The following is a 25,586-nucleotide window of genomic DNA, read 5'->3' as shown; positions in this document are numbered from 1 at the left end:
TCAGTATGGAGCGTCGTTAGCACTCATTGAGTCAGAGTGCCAGGAGGAGCAAGTGCCGACCTATCAGTACCAGTGCACCGAATGTGGCGAGGGCCTCGAGGCGGTGCAGAAGTTCACCGATGACGCCCTCACCGTGTGCCCGAGCTGCGATGGACGCCTGAAGAAGGTGTTCTCGGCGGTCGGCATCGTCTTCAAGGGTTCCGGTTTCTACCGGAACGACAGCCGCGGCTCCTCGTCGAGCAGCACGCCGGCTTCGTCCTCGGCGAAGGCTTCCGGTTCCGCTTCGTCGTCCGACTCCTCGTCGTCCGCGTCCTCGACGTCGGCTCCCACTGGGTCCGACTCGAAGTCGTCCGCGTCCTCTTCCACGGCCTCCGCCTCCTCTTCCTCGAAGAGCGGCACTTCGGCCGCCTGAGTCGCACACCGCACCGCGCTTCCGCCGGGAGCCCCACCGATCCGTTCGGCGGGGCTCCCGGCGTTTTCGCGCACCGATACTGTGACCGCATGGTGAACGCAGAGATCGGTGTCATCGGCGGCTCGGGCTTGTACTCCTTCCTGGAGGACGTCACGGAGGTGCGCGTGGACACCCCGTACGGACCGCCGAGCGACTCCCTCTTCCTCGGCGAGGTCGGCGGCCGCCGGGTCGCTTTCCTCCCCCGCCACGGACGCGGCCACCACCTGCCGCCGCACCGCATCAACTACCGGGCCAACATGTGGGCGCTTCGCTCCGTCGGTGTACGTCAGGTGCTCGGCCCGTGCGCGGTGGGCGGTCTGCGCCCGGAGTACGGGCCGGGCACCCTGCTCGTGCCCGACCAGCTGGTGGACCGCACCAAGGCCCGGACCCAGACGTACTACGACGGGGTGCCCCGGGCCGACGGGGCGGAGCCGAACGTCCTGCACCTGGGCTTCGCCGATCCGTACTGCCCCGACGGGCGCAGGGCCGCGCTGGCGGCGGCTCGGGCGAAGAACTGGGAACCGGTGGACGGCGGGACGCTGGTGGTCGTCGAGGGGCCGCGCTTCTCGACCCGGGCCGAGTCGCGCTGGCATGCGGCGATGGGCTGGTCGGTGGTCGGGATGACCGGTCACCCGGAGGCCGTCCTCGCCCGTGAGCTGGGCCTCTGCTACACGACGATGACCCTGGTCACGGACCTGGACGCGGGCGCGGAGGCCGGCGAGGGCGTCTCGCACGGAGAGGTGCTGAAGGTGTTCGCGGCCAATGTGGACCGGCTGCGCTCGGTGCTCTTCGACGTGGTGGCCGCACTGCCCGCGGAGGCGGACCGGGACTGCCCGTGCTCGCACGCGCTGGACGGACTCAAGACGGGGATCGAGCTGCCTTAGCGCGATGGCCGGGACGGTTGCGGCGTGAGTGGGTGACGGAGTTGTCCACAGCTCCGGGGCTGTCCACAGGCCTCGGCGGGAATCTCGCGAACGGTGGATCGTGAGGGGTGTTCGTCCGAAACTCCCCATGAATCCTCACAGCAGGTGGTGTCGACCATGTTCGCGTCTTCCGCACCCATTCCGTCGTCTTCTTCTTCGTCGTCTTCTTCGTCGGCCTCTCCGTCCTTTTCATCGTCGCCCGCGTCTTCCCCGTCCCCGTCGTCTTCGTCGTCGGCGCCCCCGTCCTGTGGGGTGCCTGCGTTCGAACCTCTGCGGGTGCGCGGAGGCAGCGGGCACCGGCTGCGGCGGGCGTTGTGGCGGCAGCGCCGTGCCCTTGCGGCCGGGCTGGCCCTGACAGCCGCCGCGCTCGCCGCCACGGGGCTGGGCGGTGACGGCGCGGGGGTGGGCGGCAATGCCGCGTACGGGGCGGGAGCCGGGCGTACGACGGGGGCGCCGCCGGAGCGGGCGCGGCGACCGGCTCGGTTGGTGTCCGCGCCGGTCCGGATCGCGGATGCGGGGACGGTGCGCTTATTGCGTCCGGGTGACCACGTCGACGTGATCGCCGCCGGGGAATCCGGGGCCGAGGTCGGGGCCGCGGCAGGGGCAGGGGTCCGGGTGCTGGCGAAGGGTGCGCGGGTGGCGGAGGTGCCGCACAGCCCGGCGGGCGGCTCCGGCGGCTCCGACGGCTTCACGGAGGATGGTGCGCTGATCGTGCTGGCCGTCCCCCGGGAAACCGCCACCGCACTGGCCGGCGCGGGCATCTCGTCCCAACTGGCGGTGACTCTTTGCTGATTCGCACTGATGACTGGCCAAGTCACCTTGCCAAGCCCGAGGATTGGGTGTTTTCCACGCGTACTGCCCTAAGTTGCGGAGGGGTTTGCTCCGCCTACGGCACACGCGAGGCAAGGCTCACCTGCGAGCGAGAAGAAGGTCGGTCTGCTGGAAGGGTTCAAAGCCTTCTTGATGCACGGCAATGTGATCGATCTGGCGGTCGCCGTCGTCATCGGTGCCGCGTTCACCCAGATCGTGAACTCGATCGTCAAGGGAGTCATCAACCCGCTCGTCGGTGCGTTCGGCACCAAGGACCTGGAGGGCTACAGCTCCTGCCTCAAGGGCCCCTGCATCACGGACCCGAAGACGGGCGAGGCCACCGAGGGCATCCGGATCCTGTGGGGCTCGGTGCTCAGCGCCACCCTCGGCTTCCTGATCACGGCAGCCGTCGTGTACTTCCTGATGGTCCTGCCCATGGCCAAGTACCTGGCCAAGCGGGCGGCGATACAGGCCGCGAAGGAAGGGGTGCAGGAGACGCTGGAGATGAGCGAGCTGGAGGTGCTGAAGGAGATCCGCGACGCCCTCGTCTCGCAGCGCGGCGGCCCGGCGGGCGGGACCGAGAACCCCGGCCGGGGTCACGACCAGTAGCGCGACACGCAGCGGAAAAACCGGCGGCGACGCCGCCGGACCACCACGGAGCGGGGAATCAGATGTGGTGGGGCGGCTTCTCGTCGAGGAAGCGCGCCAGATCGGCGGCGCTGCCACCGGCCGGGGCCCGCTCGCCCCATCCTCGGTCCGTATCGTCCGCGGACTGCTGGTCCAGCGGATCGTCGAAGATCAGAGCCGGTTTCGGTTTCGGCCGGTCCGACTGGGAGGGCTTCGAATCACGCGGGCCGGGGGCGGGGGCGGTGCTCATACGTCAAGGGTACGGCGACGGTCAGCGGTCCTTCGGATCGATCAGCCACAGCCCGAGGACGACGAGGAACGACAGGCAGAGGAAGCCGGCACCCCACCAGGCCGTGTCGGTGTTGCCCTCCATCCATGCGTCGATGATGACGGTCAGTCCCCAGAGCTGTCCGATGACCACCGTCATGGCGAGGGCCAGCCGGGCCGTCAGTTTCGCGGACCGCTCGGGCTCCTGGTCGGTACCGGCTCCCGGTCCGGGGCCGGTGTGGCGGATCCGGGGGTCGCCGTAGCCGCTGGTGGCCCGGATCTGCGGATAACGTTCGTGGACGGGCCGGTTGAGTTCGGGGCGAGCACTTCCCGGGTGGTACTCCGGATACTCATGACGCTCCGAGTACTCCTGGTTCCGGGGCTGCCGGGCGTCGCTCATGTCCGCCTGCCAAGGGTCTCGCCCTCAGCCCCTGCCTCGGCCCCGGCCCCGGCTCCGGCTCCGGCTCCGGCTCCGACGGTCCCCGGTGTCGCGGCCGCGGGTCCCTCCGCGCCGCCGCCCTCGACGGCGGGGCAGCCGATACGGGAGGCGAGGTCCGGGCGGTCGGCGCGGAGCCGGCGGCACAGAGCCTGCTCGACGCTCTCGCCCGAGCGCGTCGTGCCGATGGCCCAGATGCTGCCGTCGGCCTGTTCGATGAGCACCACCTTGGGCAGCGCCCGGGGCGGCGGTCCGGCAGTCACCTCACCGGTGCGGGCGTCGAAGACGCCTTCGTGGCAGGGGCAGTACAGCTCCCCCTCGGAACCGCGGTCCTTGCGCCAGAGCACGGCACAGGCGAGATGGGTGCAGATCGCGGAGTAGCCGACGAGGGTGCCGTCGTCCAGCCGGACGGCGACCGCCTTGTCCTCCTCGTCCGGGTAGTGGAAGGCGAGGGACTCACCGGGCAGCAACTGCGCGGCGATCTTCTTCGGCGAGGGTGTCCTGCCGTCGTCGGGGTCGCCGTGGCGCGGCAGGATCCCGCCCGCCACGCCGAGACCGCCGACGGCGAGCCCGCCGGAGACGGTCACCACGATCCGGAGGTAGTCGCGCCGGGTGGTGAGGGAGTCGGCGGCGATCCGGTCGTGCAGGGCTTCGCGCGGATCGCCGGAGGGCGGCTGGTCGGTGACGCTCATCGGCGGACGTCCTTCCCGTTGATCTCGACGACGGGAAGGCCGCCGGGCACCGGCCACTGCACCCGGTCGGCGGGAACGACCATGGCCACGCCGGTGCGTACCTCGCTCCGGCCGAAGGTGAAGGTGTCGGCGACCTGGACGCCGGGGCGCTCCGCCTGGAGCTCCTCGACGGTCCCGTAGAACAGCGCCCCGGTCGGGCAGACGGTCGCGCACATGGGGGCGAGGCCGTAGGCGGTGCGGTCGTAGCAGAGGTTGCATTTCATCTGCAGCTTCGCCTGGAGGTCGATCTTCGGGACGCCGAAGGGGCATGCGTTGACGCAGTTGGCACAGCCGATGCAGCGGGTGGTGTCGGCCTGCTGCACCACACCGTCGACGGTCACCAGGATCGCGTCGGCGGGACAGACCTCGGCGCACGGGGCGACCGGGTCCTCGCAGTGCATGCAGACGGTGGGAAGGGAGGCCACGGACCGGCCCTCGTCGGTGTAGTCGAGATGGATCATCGACTTGCCGCGGTGCGAGTCGCATTCCCGGCAGGCGGAGACGCATGCCTGGCAGCCGATGCAGCGCCCCGGGTCGATGAAGATCGTTCTGCCCATCATGGGGTGGTCAGCTCCTCTCCGAGGTGCCACGCCCCTGGGGGGCCGTGGGCGGCAACGGGTCGGTACGGGAGACCTGGGTCTCCGGGTAGCTGACCTGGCCGGGTGCGACAGGCGGTGCGGGGACGTCGTCGATCTTCTCGGCGTGCTCGATACGGCAGGCGCACACCTTGTACTCAGGAATCTTGGAGCGGGGGTCGAGGGCGTCGATGGTGAGGGCGTTGGCCGCGGTGGGGACGGGCCAGTGGTACGGGACGAAGACGGTGTCGGGGCGGATCGCCTCGGTGACCAGGGCGGGGAAGACCTCGCTGCCGCGCCGGGTGACGACGCGGACCGGTTCGCCGTTGCGGAAGCCGTGGGAGGGATGGAGCTCGGCCCAGGGGCGCGGGGTCTGTTCCACGAGGGCGCCCAGGCGGCGGGTCTGGTTGCCGGAGAGGAAGTGGGCGACGGTGCGCCCGGTGGTGAGCGACATGGGGTACGCGTCGTCGTACGGGTCCATCGGCGGGTGCCATTCGACGGCCTGCATGTGGATCTTGCCGTCGGGGTGGTAGGTCCTGCCGTCCTCGAAGAGCCGGGGGGTGCCGGGGTGGTCGGTGGCGGGGCAGGGCCAGGCGATCCCGCCGGTCTCCTCCAGACGTTCGTAGGTGATGCCGTAGTAGTCGTTGACGGTGCCGGCGGAGGCGGTCCGCAGTTCGTCGAAGACGGCGCGCGAGTCGGCGAAGGCGAATTTGTCGCCCGCGCCGAGGCGCCTGGCGAGTTCGCACATCACCCAGGTGTCGGTCCGTACACCGGACGGCGGGTCCTGGGCCTTGTTGTGCTTGACCACCCGGGCCTCGGCGTTGGCCATCACCCCTTCGTCCTCGGCCCAGGTGGTGACGGGGAAGACGACATGCGCGTTGGCAGCGGTCTCGGAAAGGAAGAAGTCGAATTGAGCGTGGAACTCCATGGCGTCGTACCCCTCCTTGACCACCCCGTAGTTGGGGAGGGAGACGAAGGGGTTGTTGCAGATGCCGATCAGCCCGCGGATCTCGCGGCGCTGCATCTGCCAGACCATTTCCATCATCGAGGTTCCGGCGGGCGGGAGTTCGGACTCCTCGATGCCCCAGATCTCGCAGATCTGCCTGCGGTGCTCCTCGTTCATGATCGAGCGGCCGCCGGGCAGGAGGTCGGCCTTCTGCCCGTGCTCGCGCCCGCCCTGCCCGTTGCCCTGGCCGGTGATGGTGCCGTAACCGGCGCCCGGTCTGCCGATGTGGCCGGTGGCGGTGCAGAGGTTGATCACGCTGAGGCAGTTCTCGACGCCCTGCGAGTGGTGCTCGATGCCTCGGGCGTGCCAGGCCATGGCCTTGGGCGCGCGGGCGAAGGCGCGGGCGACCTGGGTGATCTGCTCGACGGGGATGCCGCAGATCTCGGCGGCCCGGGACGGCGGGTACTCGGCGACCTTGGCCTTCACCTCCTCCCAGCCGGTGGCGTGGGTGGCGAGATAGGCCTCGTCGGTCAGCCCCTCCTCGATGACCATGTTCAGCACGGAGTTGAAGAAGGCCGAATCGGTGCCGGGCTTGAGTGCGACATGGATGTCGGCCGTGCGTGCGATCGCGGTCTCTCGCGGGTCGACGACGATCAGGCTCGCACCGCGGTCCCGCGCTCCCCACACGTACTGGGTCATCACGGGGAAGCACTCGCCGACGTTGGAGCCCGCGATCAGCAGGCAGTCGGTGAGCAGGATGTCGGAGAAGGGGTTGCCGGCCCGGTCGATGCCGAAGGCGAGTTTGTTGGCGCCCGCGGCGCTGACCATGCAGAGCCGGCCGTTGTAGTCGACATGCCGGGACTTGAGTGCGACCCGGGCGAACTTGCCGACCAGATAGGTCTTTTCGGAGAAGAGGCTGGCGCCGCCGAGGAGCCCGAAGGCGTCGTTGCCGTAGCGCTGCTGGATGCGCTTGATCTCGGCGACGGTGAAGTCGAGCGCCTCGTCCCAGGAGACCTCGCGGAAGTCCTCGTCACGGGAGCGGCGCAGCAGTGGGGCGGTGAGCCGGTCGGGGTGGTTGACCTGCTGGTACGCATTGATCCCCTTGGGGCACAGCCGCATCCGGTTGATGTCGTGGTTGCGGGGTTCGACGCCGAAGACCTTGCCGCCGCGGTCGACGCGCAGATACATCCCGCACTGCACCCCGCAGAAGCAGCAGTGGGTGGGGACGAGCGTCTCGCCGTCCTGGTCGGCGTGCCACCGGTCGGCGGGGATACCACCCGCGTCCCGGAAGGCGCGGGTGCCGGGCGGCGCGAGAGAGGGGTCGAGAGGAACAGCCGTACGGGAGCCGGCGGCACGGGATTCGGTTGTGCCGGGGTCGGCCGCACGCGGATCCGCGGTCACTTGTAGCCCTTCTTCACCTGGGAGAGATAGGCGCTGCCACGCAGCACCCGCTTGCAGCGCGGGCAGTATTCGGCCCACTCGTCGAAGTCGAGGCTGAGGTCGCGCATGGTGCCGCGGAGGTTCTCGACGTAGGGCCCGGTGTCGATGGGTTCCTCGCAGCGGCGGCAGGCGAAGACCTCCTCGTCCTGCCTGGCGGTGTACTTGAACAGCTGCATGCCGACCGCGGCCGGGCGCTGGACGATGTGGAAGAACTTCCCGAACGGGATGTAGATGAGGGTGAACACCACCGACACCATGTGGAGGACCGCCAGGAATTCGTATCCGCCGCCGTGCAGGAAGAGCGACGAGAAAGTGAGCAGCAGACCGGTCACGGAGATGACGATGAGCGCGATCAGCGGGACCAGGTCGTAGGTGAAGCGCTGGCCGGTGATGGCGCCGCGGTCCTTCATCCGGCGCCACAGGAAGTACGAGGCGCCGGGGATGACGAGCACGGCGGCGATGTCCAGGCCGTGGAACATCAGCCACCCCAGGAAGTCCAGGGAGTCGAAGCCGATGATCTTGAAGCCCCAGATACGCATCTCGTAGCCGGGCCCCGAGCCGCTGCCGGAGGTGAAGGTGAACCAGCCCCAGGTCAGCGGAAAAGTGATCAGTGCGGCGAGGACGCAGCCCCAGAAGATCAGCTGATGGGCGGCCCAGCGGGCGTGCGAGCGGGCGCCGAGGAATTTCTGGAAGCCCAGATAGGTGACGGTCATCCGGGGCAGCGCGGTGGGGGCCTTGCGGAAGTTGGCCACCGAGAAGAAGCTCCGCCACCCCTGCTTGAACAGCCTTCGGGCGCCGGGCGCGGAGACCCAGACCGTGTAGCGGTAGGCGACGCCGAAGGCGAGGAAGACGGTGGCGACGGCGTACGGGAGAAGAGCGGAGTCGAAGTTCTCCAGCAGCCGGCTGCCGAGCACGATCGCGAGGATCAGGAGGGCGGAGACGATGCCCCCGGCAGCGGTCGCCCGGCCGGTGACGGAGCGGGAGCCGGTGGGGCCTGTGGATCCGGTGGGGCTGGTGGGGCCGTCAGAGCCGGGCGCTCCGGCGGAGCCGGTACGTGCACCGGGGGCGGGCTGCGCGTCTTCGGCGGAGGCTTCTGGCGGCTCGGTCACCCCGTCACCGTAGGGTGGTACCTGACGCTTGGTCCTGATTTGCGGCTCGCACGGGTGAGCCCGGTCGTGCATTCGGGGCATGCCCGGATCAGCGCGGCCGTCCCCTCTCTGGTGTGCTGGCTCCCATGCCCGTAATGATGGCTCGCAGCCGCACCGAGGAACACCGCGCCTCGACCCCACTGGAACTCTTCTTCGACCTGTGCTTCGTCGTCGCCGTGGCCCAGGCGGGCGCACGGCTGGTGCACGCCGTCGCCGAAGGCCACGCCGCCACCGGAATCGGCAGCTACGCCGCCGTCTTCTTCGCGATCTGGTGGGCCTGGGTCAACTTCAGCTGGTTCGCCTCGGCCTACGACACCGACGACCCGCTGTACCGCGTCGTCACACTGGTCCAGATCACCGGTGTGCTCATCCTCGCCGCCGGGGTGCCGCGCGCCTTCGACACGGGCGACTGGGCGGTCGTCGTCATCGGTTACGTGGTGATGCGGCTCGCGCTGACCAGCCAGTGGCTGCGCGCCGCGCACTGCACCCGGGGCGGGGAGCGCCGCGTCGCGCTGCGGTACGCCGTCGGGATCTCGGTGCTGCAGCTGGGCTGGATCGCCATGCTGCTGCTGCCCGCCGAATCGCGTGGAGCCCGCACCGCCGTCTTCGTCGTGCTCGTGCTGGCGGAACTGTCAGTTCCGATGCTTGCCGAGCGCGACCGCTCGACGAGTTGGCATCCGCGCCACATCGGTGAGCGGTACGGGCTGTTCACGATCATCGTGCTGGGCGAGACCATCGCGGCGGCCACGGTCGCGGTCCAGCAGACGGTGTACGAGCACGACGCGCTCGGTGAACTGCTGCCGATCGCCGCGGGCGGGCTGCTGATCGTCTTCTCCGCCTGGTGGATCTATTTCGCCGTGCCGATCCATGACTACCTGCGCGGCAGCAGGGAAGCGTTCATCTGGGGATACGGACACTTCCTGATCTTCGGTTCCGCGGCCGCCATCGGCGCGGGCATCGAGGTCGCGGTGGAGGAGGCCGTGGGCAAGGCCCACGTCTCGGACACGGTGGCCGCCGCCGCGGTGACCATTCCCTCCGCGCTCTTCCTGCTGACGGTGTGGGCGCTGCACGCCCGCCACTTCAAGCGCGACCTCGCGGAGCAGTTGCCCCTGCCCGTGGCCGCGCTGGCGATCCTGGCCTGTACGTTCGTCGGGGGGTGGGCGGTCTTCGCGGCCGGTCTGGTGGCCGCGGCGACCGTGGCCGCAGGAGAGCTGCTGTCCCGGCGGCCCGCCCCGGCCGGGTGAGCGCGACGGATGGACGGCGCGACAGCCCGCGACGGCTCACGCGGTGAAGAACACGCGGCGAGGAGCACGCGGTCGGGAGCACGCAGTGAGGAGCACGCGATGACGGAACGACCCCGGAGGCCGACGGGCCCCTCCGCCCCGCCGGAGGCCGAACCCCCGCATACGGCCGGGCCGCTCGACGCCCTGACCGATGTCGCGGGGCTCCGCGTCGGCCACGCCCAGGTGCCGGGCGAGGGCGCGCTGAGCGGTACCACCGTCGTCCTCGCCCCCGAGGGCGGTGCGGTCGCGGCCGTCGACGTACGCGGAGGCGGTCCCGGCACCCGGGAGACGGACGCGCTCGATCCGCGCAACCTGGTGCAGCGCATCGACGCCGTCGTCCTGACGGGCGGCAGCGCCTACGGCCTGGACGCGGCGTCCGGGGTGATGGCCTGGCTGGAGGAGCGGGGGCGCGGAGTGCGGGTCGGACCCGACCCGGCGCAGGTGGTGCCGGTGGTCCCCGCCGCGTGCGTCTTCGACCTGGGGCGCGGCGGCGACTGGCGGGCCCGCCCCGACGCCTCGACGGGCCGTGCTGCGGTGGAGGACGCGGCGGCCACGGAGCCGGGGGCGCCGGTGGCCGAGGGGAACGTGGGCGCCGGTACGGGCGCGGTCGCCGGGCAGCTCAAGGGCGGCGTGGGCACGGCGAGCCTGCGGCTGCCCTCCGGGGGGATCACGGTGGCCGCGCTCGTCGTGGTGAACGCCGCGGGCTCGGTGGCCGATCCGCGTACCGGGGTGCTGTACGGGGAGTACGGCGCCGCCGAACCGCCGGTGCACCCGGCGCCCGAGGTCCTCCGTGCGGCGGAGCAGCGGCTCGCCGAGGTGCGCGACGCGAACGCCCGGCCCCCGCTCAACACCACGCTCGCCGTCGTCGCCACGGACGCGGACCTCACCCGCCCCCAGGCGCAGAAGCTCGCGGGGACGGCGCACGACGGACTGGCGCGCGCCGTCCGCCCCGTACATCTGCTCACCGACGGGGACACCGTTTTCGCGCTGGCCACCGGCGAACGGCCGCTGGATCCGCGGAATCCGATCGCGCTCAACGACCTGCTGGGGGCCGGTGCGGATGTGCTCGCGCGCGCCATCGTGAAGGCCGTACGCGCAGCTCGGAGCATCGACGGCCGACCGGGCGCCGCCTGTTACCCCGCCTACAGCGACCTCTACGGCATACCGCCGCTCCCCTCACGGCAGTCGGCGGGCGGCACCCCGGAGCCCGACTCGCCTGCCGGGCAAGGAAGTTAGGACGAACCGACAGGAACCATCTGCGTGCGTCATACGTTTTTCTGAACCCCGGTCACGATGTCAGACCCAGGGACTACGTTATGCACGCAGCAAGTAACACGCGGCAACGGCCTGGAGACAGCACCTTGAGCGATCCGTACGAGACAACCGAGCAGCACCTCGAGCGACTCCTGCGACGGGCACTCAACTCTTTCGACCTGCCCGACGACACGGTCGAGAGACTCGGTACCGCGCTCGCCCACAGCAGTTCCCTGCACTCCTCGCACCACAGTTCCGTACTCCACCGAGAGACCTACCGGCACACGTATCTGCTTGCCGACGGCACCGCTCTGTCCCTGTGGGAGCTGGTGCACGGAGGCCCGCGCGGCGCGACGGACCGGCGGTCCCGTACGGAGCTCGACCTCACGCACCACGAGCTGTACGACGACGAGGCCGACGCCCATGTCGCCGCCGCCAGGCTGACCGGCAGTTTCGGTGAGGACCCGGTGTTCGGGGACGACGGGCCGCAGGCCGACCTGGAGATACTCACGGTCCTGATGGCGGCTCCCCCGGCCCCGCTGCCCCGGATGTACGCCCCGGACAACTCCGCCGACCACGCCCGCCGCGTCCTGCGCCGCGCGGAGAACAGCGACGGTCCCGGCGAGGAGACCGCCCGGCTGCTGCGCGCCGCCTTCGCCCACCACATCACCCAGGTCTTCGGCCGGCAGTGCCGGGTGGACGGGCGGGACGCCGGATTCACCCTGTACGAGCACGCCTTCCTGCTCCTCGACGGCAGCGAGACGAGCCTGTGGGAGGTCGAGCACACGGCCACGCCGGACGGCCGCCACATGTGCGAGGTGTACGGCGACGAGGACACCGCACGCGGGGCCATGGAGAGCCGTACACGCATCTGCTGACCCCGGCCCCCGGCACGGACGGCGAGACGCGCAGGTGCCCGCCCCCGAGGGGTGCGGGCACCTGCGTTGCTTCTTCCCGGCGGTGACCGGTCAGGTCGCCAGAGCAGGCTCCTTCGCAACGTCGGAGCCGTCCGAGCCGTCCGCGACACCCGCCGCGCCCTCGACACCGGCCTCGTCACCGTTCGCGTCGCCGCCCTCCGCCTGCCGCTGCGGCCGCGCGGGCAGCGCGAACATCACCAGGAAGATCACCGCGAGCACCCCGGCCACCCACCACAGCGAGTGCTGGAACGCCTCCGCGAAGGCCGGACCCGCGTCCCGCGGCGCCAGCCGGTCGCTGATCGAGCCGAAGAAGACGACCGCGACCAGCCCGAGCCCGAGCGCGTTGCCCATCTGCTGCACGGTGTTGATCAGCCCGGAGGCCGAACCGGAGTGCTCCTTCGGCACCTCGGAGAGCACCATGTCGGTCAGCGGCGCCACGATCAGGCCCATCCCGATGCCCATGACCACCAGCGGCAGCGCCATCTGCCAGGACGTGATGCCCATGCCGTACCGGTCGGACTCCCAGATGTAGATCAGCAGACCGGCGATCATCAGCAGCGCGCCCGTCTGGAGGACCTTGCGGCCGAAGCGGGGCACCAGCTTCTGCACGGAGATCCCGGCGGCGAACGACACCGCGATCGAGAACGGGATGCCGGTCGTGCCGGCCCGCAGCGCGCTCCAGCCGAGACCCATCTGCATGTAGAGCGTCCAGACCAGGAAGAAGATGCCGAGCCCGATGCCGAAGGTCAGCTGCACCGCGATGCCCGCCGCGAAGCTCTTGACCCGGAACAGCGACAGCTCGACGAGCGGCGAACCGTCCCTGCGCGCCTTCGCCCGCTCGAACAGCACCAGGACCAGGAACACCAGCAGGCTGCCCACCATCGACACATGGCCCCACACCGGCCAGCCCAGCTCGCGCCCACGGGTCAGCGGGTAGATCAGCATCAGCATCCCCAGGGTCACCAGGACGACGCCGATCAGGTCGAGCCGGAGCGCCTTCGGCGCCTTGGACTCGCTGATGAACTTCCGCCCGAGGATCAGGCCCGCGATGCCGACCGGCAGGTTGATCAGGAAGATCGGCCGCCATTCGAGACCGGCGATGTTCCACTCGGTGAGCAGCGCGCCCAGCAGCGGGCCCAGCACCGCGCCGAGACCGACGATCGCGCCGAAGAGACCGAAGACCTTGCCCCGCTCGTGCGCCGGAAAGGTGGCGTGCACGATCGACAGCACCTGCGGAACCATCAGCGCGGCGGTGCCGCCCTGCAGGATCCGGGACGCGACCAGCATCTCCGGGCCGGCGGCGAAGCCGCAGAGCGCGGAGGCCAGGGTGAAGCCGCCTATGCCTATGAGGAACAGCCGCTTGCGGCCGTAGATGTCACCCAGCCGGCCACCGGTGATCAGACCGGCCGCGAAGGCCAGCGAGTAGCCGGCGGTGATCCACTGGATCGCACTGAACGAGGCGCCGGTGTCCTCCTGGATGCTCGGGATGGCGATGTTGACGATCGTGACGTCGACCAGGTCCATGAAGGCCGCGGTCATGACGATGGCGAGTGCGAACCAGCGTCGCCGGTCCGACGGGTCCGAGGACACCGTGGGCCCGGCTGCCGTGGACGGCAGAGATGAGGAAGAAGTCATGGGAAGAAGGTAGACAGTCATTAGGTCGGCCCATGACCTAATGAGTACGCATCCTGGTGAGACGACCGACACCACGGCAGAAGGCGAGGCCATGACCGACACCCCGGCACGACTGCTGAATCTGCTGTCGCTCCTCCAGACACCCCGCGAGTGGCCGGGCAGCGAGCTCGCCGAGCGGCTCGACGTCAGCCCGCGCACCATCCGCCGCGACATCGACCGGCTCCGCGAGCTGGGCTATCCGGTCGAGGCCTCGCGCGGATCCATCGGCGGCTACCGGCTCGTCGCGGGCACCGCGATGCCGCCACTGCTCCTCGACGACGAGGAGGCGGTGGCCATCGCGGTGGGCCTGCGGGCGGGGGCCGGGCACGCCATCGAGGGGGTGGACGAGGCGTCCGTACGGGCGTTGGCGAAGCTGGAACAGGTGCTGCCGTCCCGGCTGCGGCACCGGGTCTCGACCCTGCAGAACGCGACGATGCCGCTGACCCGGGGCGACGGCTCGACCATCGACCCGCGGACGCTGACCGTGATGGCGTCGGCGATCACCGGGCAGGAGCGGCTGCGGTTCTCGTACCGCGCGGGCGACGGCGCCGAGACGAAGCGGGAGGCCGAGCCGTACCGGCTGGTGAGCACGGGGTGGCGCTGGTATCTCGTCGCGTACGACCTGGGGCGCGGGGCCTGGCGCACGTTCCGGGTCGACCGGGTGAGCGAGCCGTTCGCGACCGGGGCCCGGTTCGCGCCGCGCGAGCTGCCCGCGGGGGACGCGTCGGAGTTCCTCGCCGGTTCCATCGCCCGGCGGCAGCCCCGGCTGGCGGTGGACGTGAGCTTCGCGGCCCCGGCGGACTTCGTGTCCGCGCGGCTGCCCGCGTCGATCGGCCCCTTGGAGCCGACCGGCGGGAACAGCTGCCGACTGCGGGCGGTGCTCGCGGACTCGCTGGAGTGGGTGGCGCTCCGGCTGGCGCTGGTGGACTGCGAGTTCACCGTGCGCGAACCACCGCAGCTGGTGGAGTACCTGGGCGATCTGAGCGCCCGCCTGGCCCGCGCCGCAGCCCGCTGACCCGGCCTCCGGGGGCACGTGCGGGCCGAGCCGGGCAAGCGAGCACGCCGCTCATGAAAAGGATGAGCCCCGGCGCCAGGGGGGGGTGGGCGCCGGGACTCAGCTCAAGGGGTCACTCGAAGCGACCTATTTCGGAGGTTACTGGACGAAGGCTCACGCCGCAGCGTCAAAACCCGTGTCGTGGGCCATTCGCTTCAGTTCCAGCAGTGCGTGCTTCTCGATCTGGCGGATCCGCTCGCGGGTGAGCCCGTGCTGCTTGCCGACCTCGGTGAGGGTCCGCTCTCGGCCGTCCTCGATGCCGTACCTCATTCGAATGATGGAGGCGGTGCGGTTGTCGAGCTTGCCGATCAGGTCCTCCAGCTCCTCGCTGCGCAGCAGCGTCATCACCGACTGCTCGGGCGACACCGCCGAGGTGTCCTCCAGCAGATCGCCGAACTGGGTCTCGCCCTCGTCGTCGACGGACATGTTGAGACTGACCGGGTCACGGGCCCAGTCCAGCACGTCGCCCACGCGCTCCGGCGTGGAGTCCAGCTCGGCCGCAATCTCCGCGTGCTCCGGCTCGCGGCCGTGCTCACGGTTGAACTCGCGCTGCACCCGGCGGATCCGGCCGAGCTCCTCCACCAGGTGGACGGGGAGCCGGATCGTGCGGGACTGGTCGGCTATGGAGCGGGTGATGGCCTGACGGATCCACCACGTCGCATACGTGGAGAACTTGAAGCCCTTGGCGTAGTCGAACTTCTCGACCGCGCGCACCAGGCCCGCGTTGCCCTCCTGGATCAGGTCGAGCAGGGGCAGCCCGGCCCGCGGATAGCGGCGGGCGACGGCAACGACGAGCCGGAGATTGGAGCGGATGAATACGTCCTTGGCGCGCTCGCCCTCGGCGACCAGCGCCTCCAGTTCCTCGCGCGTGGCTCCACCGGCCTTGCTGTCCGCCGTGCCGTCGAGTATCTGCCGGGCGTAGACGCCCGCCTCGACGATCTGCGACAGCTCGACTTCCTTTGCGGCATCGAGCAGCGGCGTACGCGCGATCTCGTCCAGGTACATGCCGACCAGGTCGCGATCGGCGATCTCCCCGCCCGCGGCGCGAACGCTGCTTGCCCGGCTGGTCCCACCGGTGGTGGACGAACGACGGGCGACGGCACGGGTTGCCATGCGTGCTCCCTTGCTGAGTAGGTCGCGACACCCTTCCGGGTGCCCTGCATCCGATGGAAACAACGACTGGAATCCGGACAGAATTCCCACGCCTGGCATTCATTTTCGTGATCATGCAGTACCCTGTGCCGCCACGAGGAGGTGCGCATGCCGACGAGCCGGACAGAAGTGCAGGTCAGGCCGGGCATCGAGGGCGATCTGGTGGCACTCACGGACATCTACAACCATTACGTGCGTGAGACCGCAGTCACATTCGACACGATCCCCTTCACCCCCGAACAGCGGCTGCCGTGGTTGCGTTCCCACCCAGAAGACGGCCCGCACCGTCTTCTGGTTGCTCAGGATGTCCGGATCGTCGGCCCCGCTTCGGTCCTGGGATACGCCACCAGCAGCGCTTTCCGTCCCAAGGCGGCGTACGCGACCTCGGTCGAGGTGAGCGTGTACTGCGCCCCGTGGGCCACCGGCCGCGGCATGGGCACACTCCTCTACACGGCCCTGTTCGAGGCGCTCGCCGGTGAGGACCTGCACCGCGCGTACGCCGGCGTGGCCCAGCCGAACGACGCCTCCGTCCGGCTGCACGAGCGCTTCGGTTTCCGCCATGTCGGCACGTACGCCGAGGTGGGCCGCAAGTTCGGCGCGTACTGGGACGTGGCCTGGTACGAGAGGCGACTGGGGCCACAGCCCTAGGCCCGGGGCCGGGGCCGACCCGGGTCCCTGGTCCGTTACGCCGCGCGGACCCCGCGCCTAGCGTGCTCCCGTATGGACGACACGAGGAACACCGCGGACGACACCACCGGCACGCTCGACGAGGCGCTGGAGCGTCTCCACTCCTCGGGCCCCGAACGCAACGGCTGGCTGAGCAATCACGGCCCCATGGCCGTCGAGGCGCTGGTCCGGCACGGCCAGGCGCCGGCCGTGCACCGCTGGCTCGACCACTACAGCCACAAGCTGGAGGACATGCCGGACCCCCTGACCCGGGTGACGGCGGAGAACTGGCGCGAGGCCCTCGGCGACCCGCGCCGGATCGCGGACTGGACGGCGTACTTCGAGCGGGAGACGGCTGAGCGCCCCTGGCGGGACGTCCTCACCGAGTGGTGGCCGCGGCTGCTCCCCGGCATCGCGGCGGGCGCCACCCACCCCGTGATCCGGGTCGGCCACTGCGTACGCACCCTGCTCGCCGGCGAGGCGACCGCACCCCGGATCACCGAACTCGCCCACGGCCTCGGCTACTGGGCCGCCCGCCACCAGCCGCTGCCCGCCCTGGCCCCGCTCGCGCCCGCGCCGACCGCGGCGGCCGCGCTGGACGCCGTACCGCCGGTGCCCGAGCAGGAAGGCGGCATCCGGGACCGGCTGGCGCAGCTCACCGCGTTCCCGGTGTGGCCGCAGCGGTTCACCGACGACCCGGACGAGGCGCGGGCCCGGCTGGCGGAGCTGGTGCGGGCCGCGACCCACCGGTTCGCCACGCACGGGCACGGCGAACCGATCATGCTGGTGCACGCCGCGACCGCGCCCAACGCCGTGCTGCGCACCCTGCCCGCGCTCCCGCGCGCGCTGTGGGTGCCGAGCCTGGGGGCCGCCTGGGCGGCGAGCGCCGCGGTCACCGCCGCGTACAGCCCGGCCGAGCCCGCTCCGTACGCGCCGGCGACCGCCTCCGCCGACGAGCTGTTCGCACGGGCGGCGGCACACGGCGACGACCACACCATCAAGTTCACCGACACCGCGCTGGACGTCGGCGACGCGACGGCCCTCGCCGCCGCGCTCCGCTCGATCGAACTGAACCCGCCGGCCCTGTGACCGGGACGCGGACCGGGACCGGCGGGTTGACGGGGACCGGGCTCAGCCACCGGCGGGTTGACGGGGACCCGGCTCAGCCGAACTGCACCGACCGCTTCGCGAGCCCCATCCAGAACCCGTCGATGACGCTGCGGCCCCGGTCCAGCTCGCCCTCCGAGGCGCCGAGCGTCACGAAGAGCGGTGCGAAGTGCTCGGTGCGGGGGTGGGCCAGCCGGCCGGCCGGGGACTTGTGCTCGAAGTCCAGCAGCGCGTCGATGTCCTGCGCCTGGAGCGCCCGGCTCCCCCAGTCGTCGAACTCCGCCGACCAGCCGGGGACACCGCCGCCCGCATGACGCAGGGCGGCCAGGTTGTGGGTGAAGAAGCCGCTGCCGACGATCAGCACGCCCTCGTCGCGCAGCGGCGCGAGCTTGCGCCCGATGTCCATGAGCTTCTGCGGGTCCAGCGTCGGCATGGAGATCTGGAGTACGGGGATGTCGGCGTCCGGGAACATCTCCACGAGCGGGACGTACGCCCCGTGGTCGAGCCCGCGGTCCGGGATGTCCTGGACCGGCGTTCCGGCGCCGCGCAGCAGCTTGCGTACGTTCTCGGCCAGTTCCGGGGCGCCCGGGGCGGCGTACTGCACCCGGTAGTAGTGCTCGGGGAAGCCCCAGAAGTCGTAGACGAGCGGGACCGTCTCCGTGGCCCCGAGGGCCAGCGGGGCCTCTTCCCAGTGCGCGGAGACCATCAGGATCGCGCGGGGACGGGGCAGCCCGGCGGACCAGGCGGCCAGTTCGCCGGGCCAGACCGGGTCGTCGGCCAGCGGCGGGGCGCCGTGAGAGAGGTAGAGGGCGGGCATGCGCTCCGCGGTGACTGTCATGGCACTCCCCATCCGCTTCTGATCCGGGTAAGTCTTCTACCGGGCCTTCTACAGGCGCGTTCTTGAGAAGGAAGGATTCTTTAATTTTCAAGCTTCCTTCCTCCGGAGACCTTAGCTCTATCTAGTTCAACTTTCAAGAAAAGGTCGTACAGTGGAGTACATGACCACGGCATCCACCGGCGAGCCGCGCTGGCTCTCCGAAGAAGAGCAGAGCGTCTGGCGCGCGTACCTCCACGCCACCACGCTCATGGAGGACCACCTCGACCGCCAGCTGCAGCGCGATGCCGGCATGCCGCACATCTATTACGGCCTGCTCGTCCAGCTCTCCCAGGCCCCCCGCCGCCGGAAGCGGATGACGGAACTGGCCAAGGACGCCAAGATCACCCGCTCACGGCTCTCGCACGCCGTCGCGCGGCTGGAGAAGAGCGGGTGGGTGCGCCGCGAGGACTGCCCGTCCGACAAGCGCGGCCAGAACGCGGTCCTCACCGACGACGGCTTCGAGATGCTGCGCCGGTCCGCACCGGGCCATGTCGACGCCGTGCGCCAGGCGATGTTCGACCGGCTCACGCCCGAGCAGGTGCGCTCGCTGGGCGAGATCATGCAGGTCGTCGCCGCCGGACTGCAGCCGGAGGGCACGGACGCGGACCTGCCCTGGCTGCGCTGAGCCCTGCACGTACCGACACGGCTGTGCCCCGGTCCCGTCCGAGACTTCGGACAGGACCGGGGCACAGCCGCGTTCACTTCACCTTCGTGTCACATCGCACCCCATGTGTCACGTCGCGCGCAACGGTGTCACGTCGCGCGTCACGCGTCGGCGTCAGTGCGCGACGACCGGGACCCTGAACTCGTCCTCGACCCCGTCGGCGTCACCCGAACCGGAGCTTCCGGCCGCCGGGCCCGCCGAAGGCCGGCCGGCGTTGATGAAGGTCAGCGCGATCGCGGAGGCCACCACCAGGATGCCGACGGCCCACCAGATGGCACCGGTGAAGCCGTGCACCATCGACTGGAGCTTCAGCAGCTCCGGGTCGGTGGCTCCGAGTGCGGCGTGCGAGGTGGCGTACGCCGTCGCGGCCGAGGCGGCGATGGTGTTCAGCAGCGCCGTGCCGATCGCGCCGCCCACCTGCTGCGAGGTGTTGACCATCGCGGACGCGACGCCCGAGTCCCTGGGCTCGACCCCGTGCGTGGCCAGCGACATCGCCGGCATGAACGCCGTACCCATGCCAAGGCCCAGCAGCAGCTGCGCGGGCAGGATGAGCCCCGCGTACGAGGATCCGATCTCCAGCTGCGTCAGCAGCAGCATGCCGACGGCGGCGGTCAGGAAGCCGGGGCCCATGAGCTTGCGCGCCGGGACCCGGATCATCAGCCGGGCACCGATCTGCGTCGAGCCGGTGATCATGCCCGCGATCATCGGGAGGAAGGCGAAGCCGGTCCTGATCGGCGAGTAGCCCTTCACGACCTGGAGGTAGTACGTCAGGAAGAGGAACAGCCCGAACATCGCGATGATGGCCAGACCCAGCGAGAGGTAGACACCACCGCGGTTGCGGTCCAGCAGGACGCGCAGCGGCAGCAGCGGCGACTTGACCCTGGACTCGGTCAGGACGAAGGAGAGCAGCAGCACGGCGGACGCGACGAACATGCCGATGGTCAGCCCGTCCGACCAGCCCGCGGACTCGGCGCGGGTGAACCCGTACACCAGCGAGACCAGACCCAGCGCGGACAGGACGACGCCCGGGATGTCGAGCGAGGAGCGGTTGCGGCTGCCGGCCGGCTCACGGATCACGAAGTACGCGCCCGCGGCCGCGATGACTGCGAACGGGATGTTGACGAAGAACGTCCAGCGCCAGTTCAGCGCCTGGGTCAGGAAGCCGCCGAGGATCAGCCCGACGGCGCCGCCGCCACCGGCGATCGCACCGTAGATGCCGAACGCCTTGGCGCGCTCCTTGGCATCGGTGAACATCACGGCGAGCAGCGACAGGGCCGCCGGCGCGAGCAGCGCGCCGAAGACGCCCTGGAGCGCGCGGGAGCCGAAGAGCATGCCCTGGTTCTGCGCCGCGCCGCCGAGCGCGGAGGCCAGCGCGAAGCCGATCAGGCCGACGACGAAGGTCCGCTTACGACCCCAGAGGTCGGCGATCCGGCCTCCGAAGAGGAGCAGCCCGCCGAAGGCGAGCGCGTAGGCGGTGATGACCCACTGCTTGTTGGCATCGGATATGCCCAGGGCCGTCTGGGCGTGCGGCAGCGCGATGTTCACGATCGTGGCATCGAGCACGACCATCAGCTGCGCGAGGGCGATGAACGCCAGCGCTTTCCAGCGACTGGGGTCCGGAAGTCGGATATCGGCTGTTTTTGACATGGGGGTACCCACCTAAGGACGTGCACGCGCACACATGCACGCGAAGATTCATGAACCGGGATGAAACGCCTGTCGAAGGACAGACGGTGAACGGGCGGACGACGAACGGGTGACGAAAGGACGGATGGCGAAAAGGAATGCTCAGGGCGTGGCGGGCACCCCACCGGGCCGCTGGCTCAGCAGCCCGGTGCGGATCTCATGGCCGACGCCGCAGATCCTCCAAGGTCGCTGCCGTTCCGGGCAGTTCGGACCGGGCCGGGGCCTGCAGTCCGTCCAGGAACAGCTGTAGATGACGATGGGTGAACCGGTCGATGTCCAGGCAGCCGATGCCGGGCAGCGGACGGGTGAGCTGGGAGAGGGCGACGATCACGTCACCGACGGCGATGTCGGCACGCAGCCGCCCCGCGGACATGGCGCGCGACACGAGCCCCTCGACGGCCTCTTCGAGGCGCCGGCGCTCGGCGAGCAGTTCGGGATGGTCCCTGTCGAAGCCTCCGGACAGCATCGGGCACAGCGCCCCGATCCGCTCGTCGGCCGCCGCGTGCACGAAACGGCTGAGCGCGGCGAAGGCGTCGGCCTCCTCGGCCGCCGCCTCTTCCGCACGGTCGGTGGTCCGGGAGGTGACCGCGAGCACGACCTCGTGCACCAGCGCGGCCCGGTCGGGGAAGTTCCGGTAGAGGGTGGCATTGCCGACGCCGGCACGCCTGGCGACCTCGTCGAGCGGCACATCGGGCCCGAACTCGACGAACATCTCGCGCGCGGCCGTCACGATCCGCTCCCGGTTGCGCAACGCGTCGGCCCGCGGACGGGGCGTCCGGGACTGCGTCGCTCCGGTGACAGCGCGGCTGACGGTCTCCACGTCGACGACCTCCTTCTCCTTCTGACTCTCCCACCACTCCCGCGGTGACGGCCGGTCGGCCCCCGCTCTTACGGAGCGCCTCCCCACAACCGGGGACCATCTCCCCGTTTCGCGGGGGACACGGATTCAAACGGGGAACAGCTCCCCGCTTATTTCCGCATCGCAATGTGACCTGAGACACATCCATGGGCGGGGAAACCAGCCGAACGGCGCACCCAACGAGCGGCACCGCACCACCCGCAACAGGCTGATCCGCAGAGTGCAGTCAGGGCCGGCCGACTGCCGCGGACCCCGAGGCGCCTGTATGCAAAAGTCCCGCCACCGGATACGCAACCATCGCCACCCGATCGCTCTCGCCTCCGCAACATCCCTGGTCATAGCCACGATGGCCACGGCCAGCAGCGCTCTCCCGATAGATAGCCGGGCCTCGGCCGGCCCGATAGCCACCGCCCGTTCCGCGGGCATAGCCGCATGCCGGATACCGGCGACCATGGGCGTACAGATGTCGGAGGGCATGCCGACACCGGAGGGCTACGCCCGCTCCACGGGCAAGGTCCACGCCCTCAACCTGATGATCGACTTCCCGGACGCACCGGGCGCCGGCAAGGCGATGGACCGGTACGCCGAATTCTTCCCGCAGACCACCAACTGGTTCCGGACCGGATCGTACGGACGGCTCACGTACGTCCCCGAAACCCCGCTGAAGTCCTGGCTGCGGATGCCACTGCCGTTCTCGGAGTACGGGGTGGACCGCGGCTCACCGTACGAACCGGGCTACCGCCACCTCATCGAGGACATCATCACCGCCGCCGATCCGAAGGTGGACTTCGCCGCGTACGACCTGGTCAACATCCTGGTCACCCCGAACGCCGGGCCCTCCGCACTGGACACCGTCCTGTCCGTGACGTTCTCCGGCAACGACGACGCCCCGAGGGCGGACGGCGTCCCGCTCGGCAACACATCCTTCATCTACAGCCACCAGGACGACGGCTCGGGGTCGTTCAAACAGACCGGATTCCGGGTCCTGCCGCACGAGAACGGCCATGTCTTCGGCCTCCCCGACCTCTACACGATGGAGGGCGGCGGCTCGGTCGGGCACTGGGACATCATGTCCGAGGACTGGGGGGCCAACAACGACCTGCTGGGCTGGCACAAGTGGAAGCTCGGCTGGCTGGACAACAGCCAGATCAGCTGCGCCGCCCGCTCCGGCACCAGCGACCACGTGCTCGGCCCGCTGGCCACCAAGGGCGGAACCAAGCTGGCATTCGTACCGCTGAGCGGCAGGTCCGGCTACGCGGTGGAGGTACGGACCCAGGCCGGCAACGACCAGGCCATCTGCCGGCCGGGCGTACTGATCTACAAGGTGAGCTCGGACGTCGACACCGGACAGGGCCCGGTATCCGTCGCGGACAGCACCAAGGGCAGCACCGGCTGCACCCGACTGCCCAATGTGCACGCCGAACTGTCCGACGCCCCCTTCCAGCCCGGCGAAACCTTCACCGACCGGGCCGGCGGGATACACATATCCGTGCTCGACAAGGACGAGAAGGGAAACTACCGAGTCCGAATAACCCGTCCCTGACGACTCTGCACCCCGCCAACGACGCCCCGCACGCCCACGCCTCTCACCCTTCGCCCCGGACCTCCGCTTCGACGGGTCCGCGCAGCTCGCGCTTGAGGATCTTCCCGGTCGGGTTCCGGGGCAGCGGCTCCTCCCGCACGAGCACATGGGCCGGGACCTTGAACGCGGCCAGGCTGCGCCCGACGTGCGCCCTCAGCTCCTCGGCGGTGACGGTGGCACCGGCCCGCAACCGCACGACCGCGGCGACCTCCTCGCCCAGGACCGGGTGCGCCACCCCCAGCACCGCCGTGTCCTCGACGTCCGGGTGATCGTGCAGCACGGCCTCGACCTGGACGCAGTACACGTTCTCCCCGCCGCGGATCACCATGTCCTTGATCCGGTCGACGACATCGACCCGCCCCTCCCGCACCACGGCGAGATCACCGGTCCTGAACCACCCGTCGGTGAACGCCCGAGCGGTCGCCGCCTCGTCGCGCCAGTAGCCGCGGACCAGCGACTGACCGCGCAGCCACAGCTCCCCGACCTCGCCCTCGGGCAGTGCCTCGCCCGCCGGCCCGGCGATCCGCACCTCGGTGGTGGGGGTGGGACGGCCGACGCTGCCCGGGTGGAGCCGGTACTCGGCACCGAAATTCGCCAGGACGCCACCGCTGGTCTCGGTCAGGCCGTAGCCGTTGCGGGGTTCGATGCGGTCGCCGTGCCGGGCGGTCAGCCGGGCGACCAGATCGGGCGGTGCGGCGGCCCCGCCGGTGTTCAGCATCTGCAGACTCTCCATGCCGTCACCCGCCTGCTCGGCCGCGGCGAGCAGTTGGAGCGCGGTCGCCGGGACACCGGCGTAGTGGGTGACGCCGTGCTCCCGGATCAGCCGCAGCGCCTCCTCGGCGTCCCACTTCCGCATCAGCACGATGGCACCGCCGGCCGCCATCGCGGCGTAGAAGCCGGTGAAGGCGGCGACGTGGAAGAACGGGAACGTCAGCAGCGACACCGGGGCGGGCCCCTGCCCCGGGATGATCCCGCGCCCGAGCGCGGAGGCGGCCGCGTGGTACCGCGGATTGAGCACCGCCCCCACCTGGGCGAGATGGGTGGCGACCGCCCCCTTGGGCCGGCCGGTGGTGCCGGAGGTGTAGATGATCGTCGCGTCGTCCTCGGGCCGGATCTCGACCTCGGGCGGCGCGGCGAGCGGATCGGGCGCGGGCAGCTCCTCGTACCGCTCGACACCCTCCGCGACCGCTCCCTCCCCGTGGAAGACGACCACACGCGCCCCGTTCTTCGCCGCCCACCCGGCGACCCTGGGCAGCCGCTCACCGTCCACCAGGAGCACCCGGGGCCCGGAGTCGTCCAGCGCGTACGTGAACTCGTCCTCGGTCCACCAGGCATTGAGCGGTACGGCGACCAGGCCGGCCAGCTGGGCCGCCCAGAAGGCGATCTGCCACTCGGGGTGATTGCGCATCGCGACGACGGCCCGGTCCCCCGGGCGGAGCCCGTGCACCTCGGTCATCCGGCAGGCCAGCGCGGACGCCGCGGCGAAGAACTCGGCGTACGAGTAGCTGCGCTCCTCCGAGATCAGGAACGGCCGGTCCCCGAAGGCCCAGGTGGTCTCCACGAACTCCCGGAGCGTCCGGGGCCCGTCCGCGTACACGAGCACCCCGGCGTGCACCCCGTCCTCCGCCCGAACGACGGCGAACGGGGCGCCAGGCCCGGTCAGCGCGGCTTCGATACGGCCGGCCTCAGCAGAGCAGGGATCGGGGACGGGGGCCGGATCGACATGCGGCACGAACAACCCCTCCAAGCATCGTCATCACCTAAGCACTTGCTCAGTAATCAGTACATTCGCGACGCTATGCCCGCCCCCACCCCGCGTCAAGACGCCCGAGCGGCCGCCACGAGAACCTCCAGCCGGCCCTCGTCGAGCGCCTCGGACGCCGTCGACGCAATGCGCCCACGCGCGTCGACGACAAGGGTGACGGGCTGCCCCTGCGTGGTCAGCAGCCCCTTGGGCAGCGCGAAGAGCTGCTTGCCGCCGGGATCGAGAATGCTGGGGTAGGGCATCTGGAACTCACGGGCGAAGGCCCGCGCCGCGTCGGGGTACCTGTCCCGGTTCAACCCGAGGACGACAACGCCCTGCGCCTCCATCTTCCGGTGGTACCGCACCAGGACCGGGGTCTCCTTGCGGCAGGGCCCGCACGAGGAGGCCCACGCGTTGACCACGACCGTCTTCCCCGCGTAGTCGGAGAGCTGGACCGGCTTCCCGTCGGCGTCGGCCCCGGTGAAGTCCGGCGCGACGGGACGGTGCGCACGGTCGATCGTCAGCGTGCCGTCCTTGCCGCGGTGGTAGCCCGCGGGCGTACCCGGACTGCCTCCGATCGAGATCCCGACGACGAGAGCCGCGGTGCAGCCGAGGGCAGCCAGAAAAGGAACAAACGGGCGTTTCATGGGAGGTCCTTCGGGGCGGCGTCGGTCAGGCGCCACCCGACGTCCGGGCCGGGGCCCCGAACCCAC

At 70.5% G+C, this 25,586-nt stretch carries 25 protein-coding genes; 12 read left to right on the top strand and 13 right to left on the bottom strand.

Going from position 1 to position 25,586, the window contains the following annotated elements; translation table 11 throughout:
- The first annotated feature begins 52 nt into the window (after window positions 1–52).
- The 4 genes from OG842_RS23055 (at window position 53) to OG842_RS23040 (ending at window position 2,793) form a co-directional block, all read left to right on the top strand.
- On the top strand, window positions 53–412 hold the full coding sequence (locus tag OG842_RS23055) for an FmdB family zinc ribbon protein (protein WP_266732199.1): 360 nt from the start codon (window positions 53–55) through the stop codon (window positions 410–412).
- A gap of 89 nt (window positions 413–501) precedes the next feature.
- Window positions 502–1,335: an S-methyl-5'-thioadenosine phosphorylase gene (locus tag OG842_RS23050; protein ID WP_266732198.1), complete on the top strand. Its 834-nt coding sequence runs from the start codon at window positions 502–504 to the stop codon at window positions 1,333–1,335.
- 315 nt (window positions 1,336–1,650) lie between these two features.
- Window positions 1,651–2,166 (top strand): RcpC/CpaB family pilus assembly protein, encoded by a 516-nt coding sequence (locus tag OG842_RS23045; protein WP_323185773.1) that lies wholly within the window; start codon window positions 1,651–1,653, stop codon window positions 2,164–2,166.
- 147 nt (window positions 2,167–2,313) lie between these two features.
- A complete protein-coding gene (locus tag OG842_RS23040; protein WP_266733765.1) occupies window positions 2,314–2,793 on the top strand; it encodes an MscL family protein in 480 nt (159 codons plus the stop codon).
- A gap of 58 nt (window positions 2,794–2,851) precedes the next feature.
- Here OG842_RS23040 and OG842_RS23035 read toward each other — a convergent pair whose 3' ends face one another.
- The 6 genes from OG842_RS23035 to OG842_RS23010 are packed head-to-tail and all read right to left on the bottom strand — an operon-like array spanning window position 2,852 to window position 8,315.
- Window positions 2,852–3,061 carry a hypothetical protein gene (locus OG842_RS23035; RefSeq protein ID WP_266732195.1) on the bottom strand — a complete coding sequence of 70 codons (210 nt, stop codon included), beginning with the start codon at window positions 3,059–3,061 and terminating at the stop codon, window positions 2,852–2,854.
- Between the two features lie 21 nt (window positions 3,062–3,082).
- Complete coding sequence (locus tag OG842_RS23030; RefSeq protein WP_266732194.1) at window positions 3,083–3,478, bottom strand: hypothetical protein; 396 nt, start codon at window positions 3,476–3,478, stop codon at window positions 3,083–3,085.
- Entirely contained in the window at window positions 3,475–4,206 is a 732-nt protein-coding gene (locus tag OG842_RS23025) for a Rieske (2Fe-2S) protein (RefSeq protein ID WP_266732192.1), read from the bottom strand. The genes OG842_RS23030 and OG842_RS23025 overlap by 4 nt, the downstream gene beginning before the upstream one ends.
- Window positions 4,203–4,805: a 4Fe-4S dicluster domain-containing protein gene (locus OG842_RS23020; RefSeq protein ID WP_266732190.1), complete on the bottom strand. Its 603-nt coding sequence runs from the start codon at window positions 4,803–4,805 to the stop codon at window positions 4,203–4,205. Before OG842_RS23020 ends, OG842_RS23025 begins: the two co-directional genes overlap by 4 nt.
- Window positions 4,806–4,812: 7 nt before the next feature.
- Window positions 4,813–7,167, bottom strand: a complete 2,355-nt coding sequence (locus tag OG842_RS23015) for a molybdopterin oxidoreductase family protein (RefSeq protein ID WP_266732189.1) — start codon at window positions 7,165–7,167, stop codon at window positions 4,813–4,815.
- Window positions 7,164–8,315, bottom strand: coding sequence for a collagen-like triple helix repeat-containing protein (locus tag OG842_RS23010; protein ID WP_266732188.1), 1,152 nt, complete (start codon window positions 8,313–8,315; stop codon window positions 7,164–7,166). Before OG842_RS23010 ends, OG842_RS23015 begins: the two co-directional genes overlap by 4 nt.
- A gap of 134 nt (window positions 8,316–8,449) precedes the next feature.
- On the opposite strand from OG842_RS23010, the gene OG842_RS23005 reads away from it, so the two are divergent.
- The 3 genes from OG842_RS23005 to OG842_RS22995 all read left to right on the top strand — a co-directional run bounded on the left by OG842_RS23005 (window position 8,450) and on the right by OG842_RS22995 (window position 11,769).
- Window positions 8,450–9,598, top strand: a complete 1,149-nt coding sequence (locus OG842_RS23005; protein ID WP_401877328.1) for a low temperature requirement protein A — start codon at window positions 8,450–8,452, stop codon at window positions 9,596–9,598.
- 99 nt (window positions 9,599–9,697) lie between these two features.
- A complete protein-coding gene (locus OG842_RS23000) occupies window positions 9,698–10,873 on the top strand; it encodes a P1 family peptidase (RefSeq protein ID WP_266732185.1) in 1,176 nt (391 codons plus the stop codon).
- A 125-nt stretch (window positions 10,874–10,998) separates the two neighbouring features.
- Window positions 10,999–11,769 (top strand): DUF6227 family protein, encoded by a 771-nt coding sequence (locus OG842_RS22995; protein WP_266732183.1) that lies wholly within the window; start codon window positions 10,999–11,001, stop codon window positions 11,767–11,769.
- A gap of 90 nt (window positions 11,770–11,859) precedes the next feature.
- On the opposite strand, the gene OG842_RS22990 is transcribed toward OG842_RS22995, so the two are convergent.
- Complete coding sequence (locus OG842_RS22990; RefSeq protein ID WP_266732181.1) at window positions 11,860–13,443, bottom strand: MFS transporter; 1,584 nt, start codon at window positions 13,441–13,443, stop codon at window positions 11,860–11,862.
- Between the two features lie 91 nt (window positions 13,444–13,534).
- On the opposite strand from OG842_RS22990, the gene OG842_RS22985 reads away from it, so the two are divergent.
- A complete protein-coding gene (locus OG842_RS22985) occupies window positions 13,535–14,497 on the top strand; it encodes a helix-turn-helix transcriptional regulator (RefSeq protein ID WP_266733763.1) in 963 nt (320 codons plus the stop codon).
- A gap of 153 nt (window positions 14,498–14,650) precedes the next feature.
- Here the strand turns inward: OG842_RS22985 and OG842_RS22980 are convergent, their stop codons facing one another.
- The gene (locus OG842_RS22980) at window positions 14,651–15,649 is read right to left on the bottom strand and encodes a sigma-70 family RNA polymerase sigma factor (RefSeq protein WP_266732180.1); all 999 of its coding nucleotides are present in this window, start codon (window positions 15,647–15,649) and stop codon (window positions 14,651–14,653) included.
- A gap of 147 nt (window positions 15,650–15,796) precedes the next feature.
- On the opposite strand from OG842_RS22980, the gene OG842_RS22975 reads away from it, so the two are divergent.
- Complete coding sequence (locus OG842_RS22975; RefSeq protein ID WP_266732178.1) at window positions 15,797–16,336, top strand: GNAT family N-acetyltransferase; 540 nt, start codon at window positions 15,797–15,799, stop codon at window positions 16,334–16,336.
- Window positions 16,337–16,408: 72 nt separating this feature from the next.
- A complete protein-coding gene (locus OG842_RS22970) occupies window positions 16,409–17,443 on the top strand; it encodes a questin oxidase family protein (RefSeq protein WP_266732177.1) in 1,035 nt (344 codons plus the stop codon).
- Between the two features lie 73 nt (window positions 17,444–17,516).
- Here OG842_RS22970 and OG842_RS22965 read toward each other — a convergent pair whose 3' ends face one another.
- The gene (locus OG842_RS22965) at window positions 17,517–18,299 is read right to left on the bottom strand and encodes a dioxygenase family protein (RefSeq protein WP_266732175.1); all 783 of its coding nucleotides are present in this window, start codon (window positions 18,297–18,299) and stop codon (window positions 17,517–17,519) included.
- 151 nt (window positions 18,300–18,450) lie between these two features.
- Here OG842_RS22965 and OG842_RS22960 point away from each other — a divergent pair, with 151 nt between their 5' ends.
- Window positions 18,451–18,963, top strand: coding sequence for a MarR family winged helix-turn-helix transcriptional regulator (locus OG842_RS22960; RefSeq protein ID WP_266732173.1), 513 nt, complete (start codon window positions 18,451–18,453; stop codon window positions 18,961–18,963).
- Between the two features lie 153 nt (window positions 18,964–19,116).
- Here OG842_RS22960 and OG842_RS22955 read toward each other — a convergent pair whose 3' ends face one another.
- Together OG842_RS22955 and OG842_RS22950 are read right to left on the bottom strand one after the other, a co-directional pair.
- Window positions 19,117–20,649, bottom strand: coding sequence for an MFS transporter (locus OG842_RS22955; protein WP_266732171.1), 1,533 nt, complete (start codon window positions 20,647–20,649; stop codon window positions 19,117–19,119).
- A gap of 196 nt (window positions 20,650–20,845) precedes the next feature.
- Window positions 20,846–21,508 carry a TetR/AcrR family transcriptional regulator gene (locus tag OG842_RS22950; protein WP_266732169.1) on the bottom strand — a complete coding sequence of 221 codons (663 nt, stop codon included), beginning with the start codon at window positions 21,506–21,508 and terminating at the stop codon, window positions 20,846–20,848.
- Window positions 21,509–21,812: 304 nt separating this feature from the next.
- Between OG842_RS22950 and OG842_RS22945 the strand changes: the two genes are divergently transcribed.
- Complete coding sequence (locus OG842_RS22945; RefSeq protein ID WP_266732167.1) at window positions 21,813–23,090, top strand: M6 family metalloprotease domain-containing protein; 1,278 nt, start codon at window positions 21,813–21,815, stop codon at window positions 23,088–23,090.
- Between the two features lie 43 nt (window positions 23,091–23,133).
- Here the strand turns inward: OG842_RS22945 and OG842_RS22940 are convergent, their stop codons facing one another.
- Window positions 23,134–24,861 (bottom strand): class I adenylate-forming enzyme family protein, encoded by a 1,728-nt coding sequence (locus tag OG842_RS22940; protein ID WP_266732165.1) that lies wholly within the window; start codon window positions 24,859–24,861, stop codon window positions 23,134–23,136.
- Between the two features lie 86 nt (window positions 24,862–24,947).
- Complete coding sequence (locus tag OG842_RS22935) at window positions 24,948–25,520, bottom strand: TlpA family protein disulfide reductase (protein ID WP_266732163.1); 573 nt, start codon at window positions 25,518–25,520, stop codon at window positions 24,948–24,950.
- Window positions 25,521–25,586: the final 66 nt, after the last annotated feature.

The sequence above is a fragment of the Streptomyces sp. NBC_00376 genome (genome assembly GCF_036077095.1).
Classification (GTDB): Bacteria; Actinomycetota; Actinomycetes; order Streptomycetales; family Streptomycetaceae; genus Streptomyces.
Note: the sequence above shows the minus strand (reverse complement) of the source record. Positions and strands in the feature narration are given on the sequence as shown.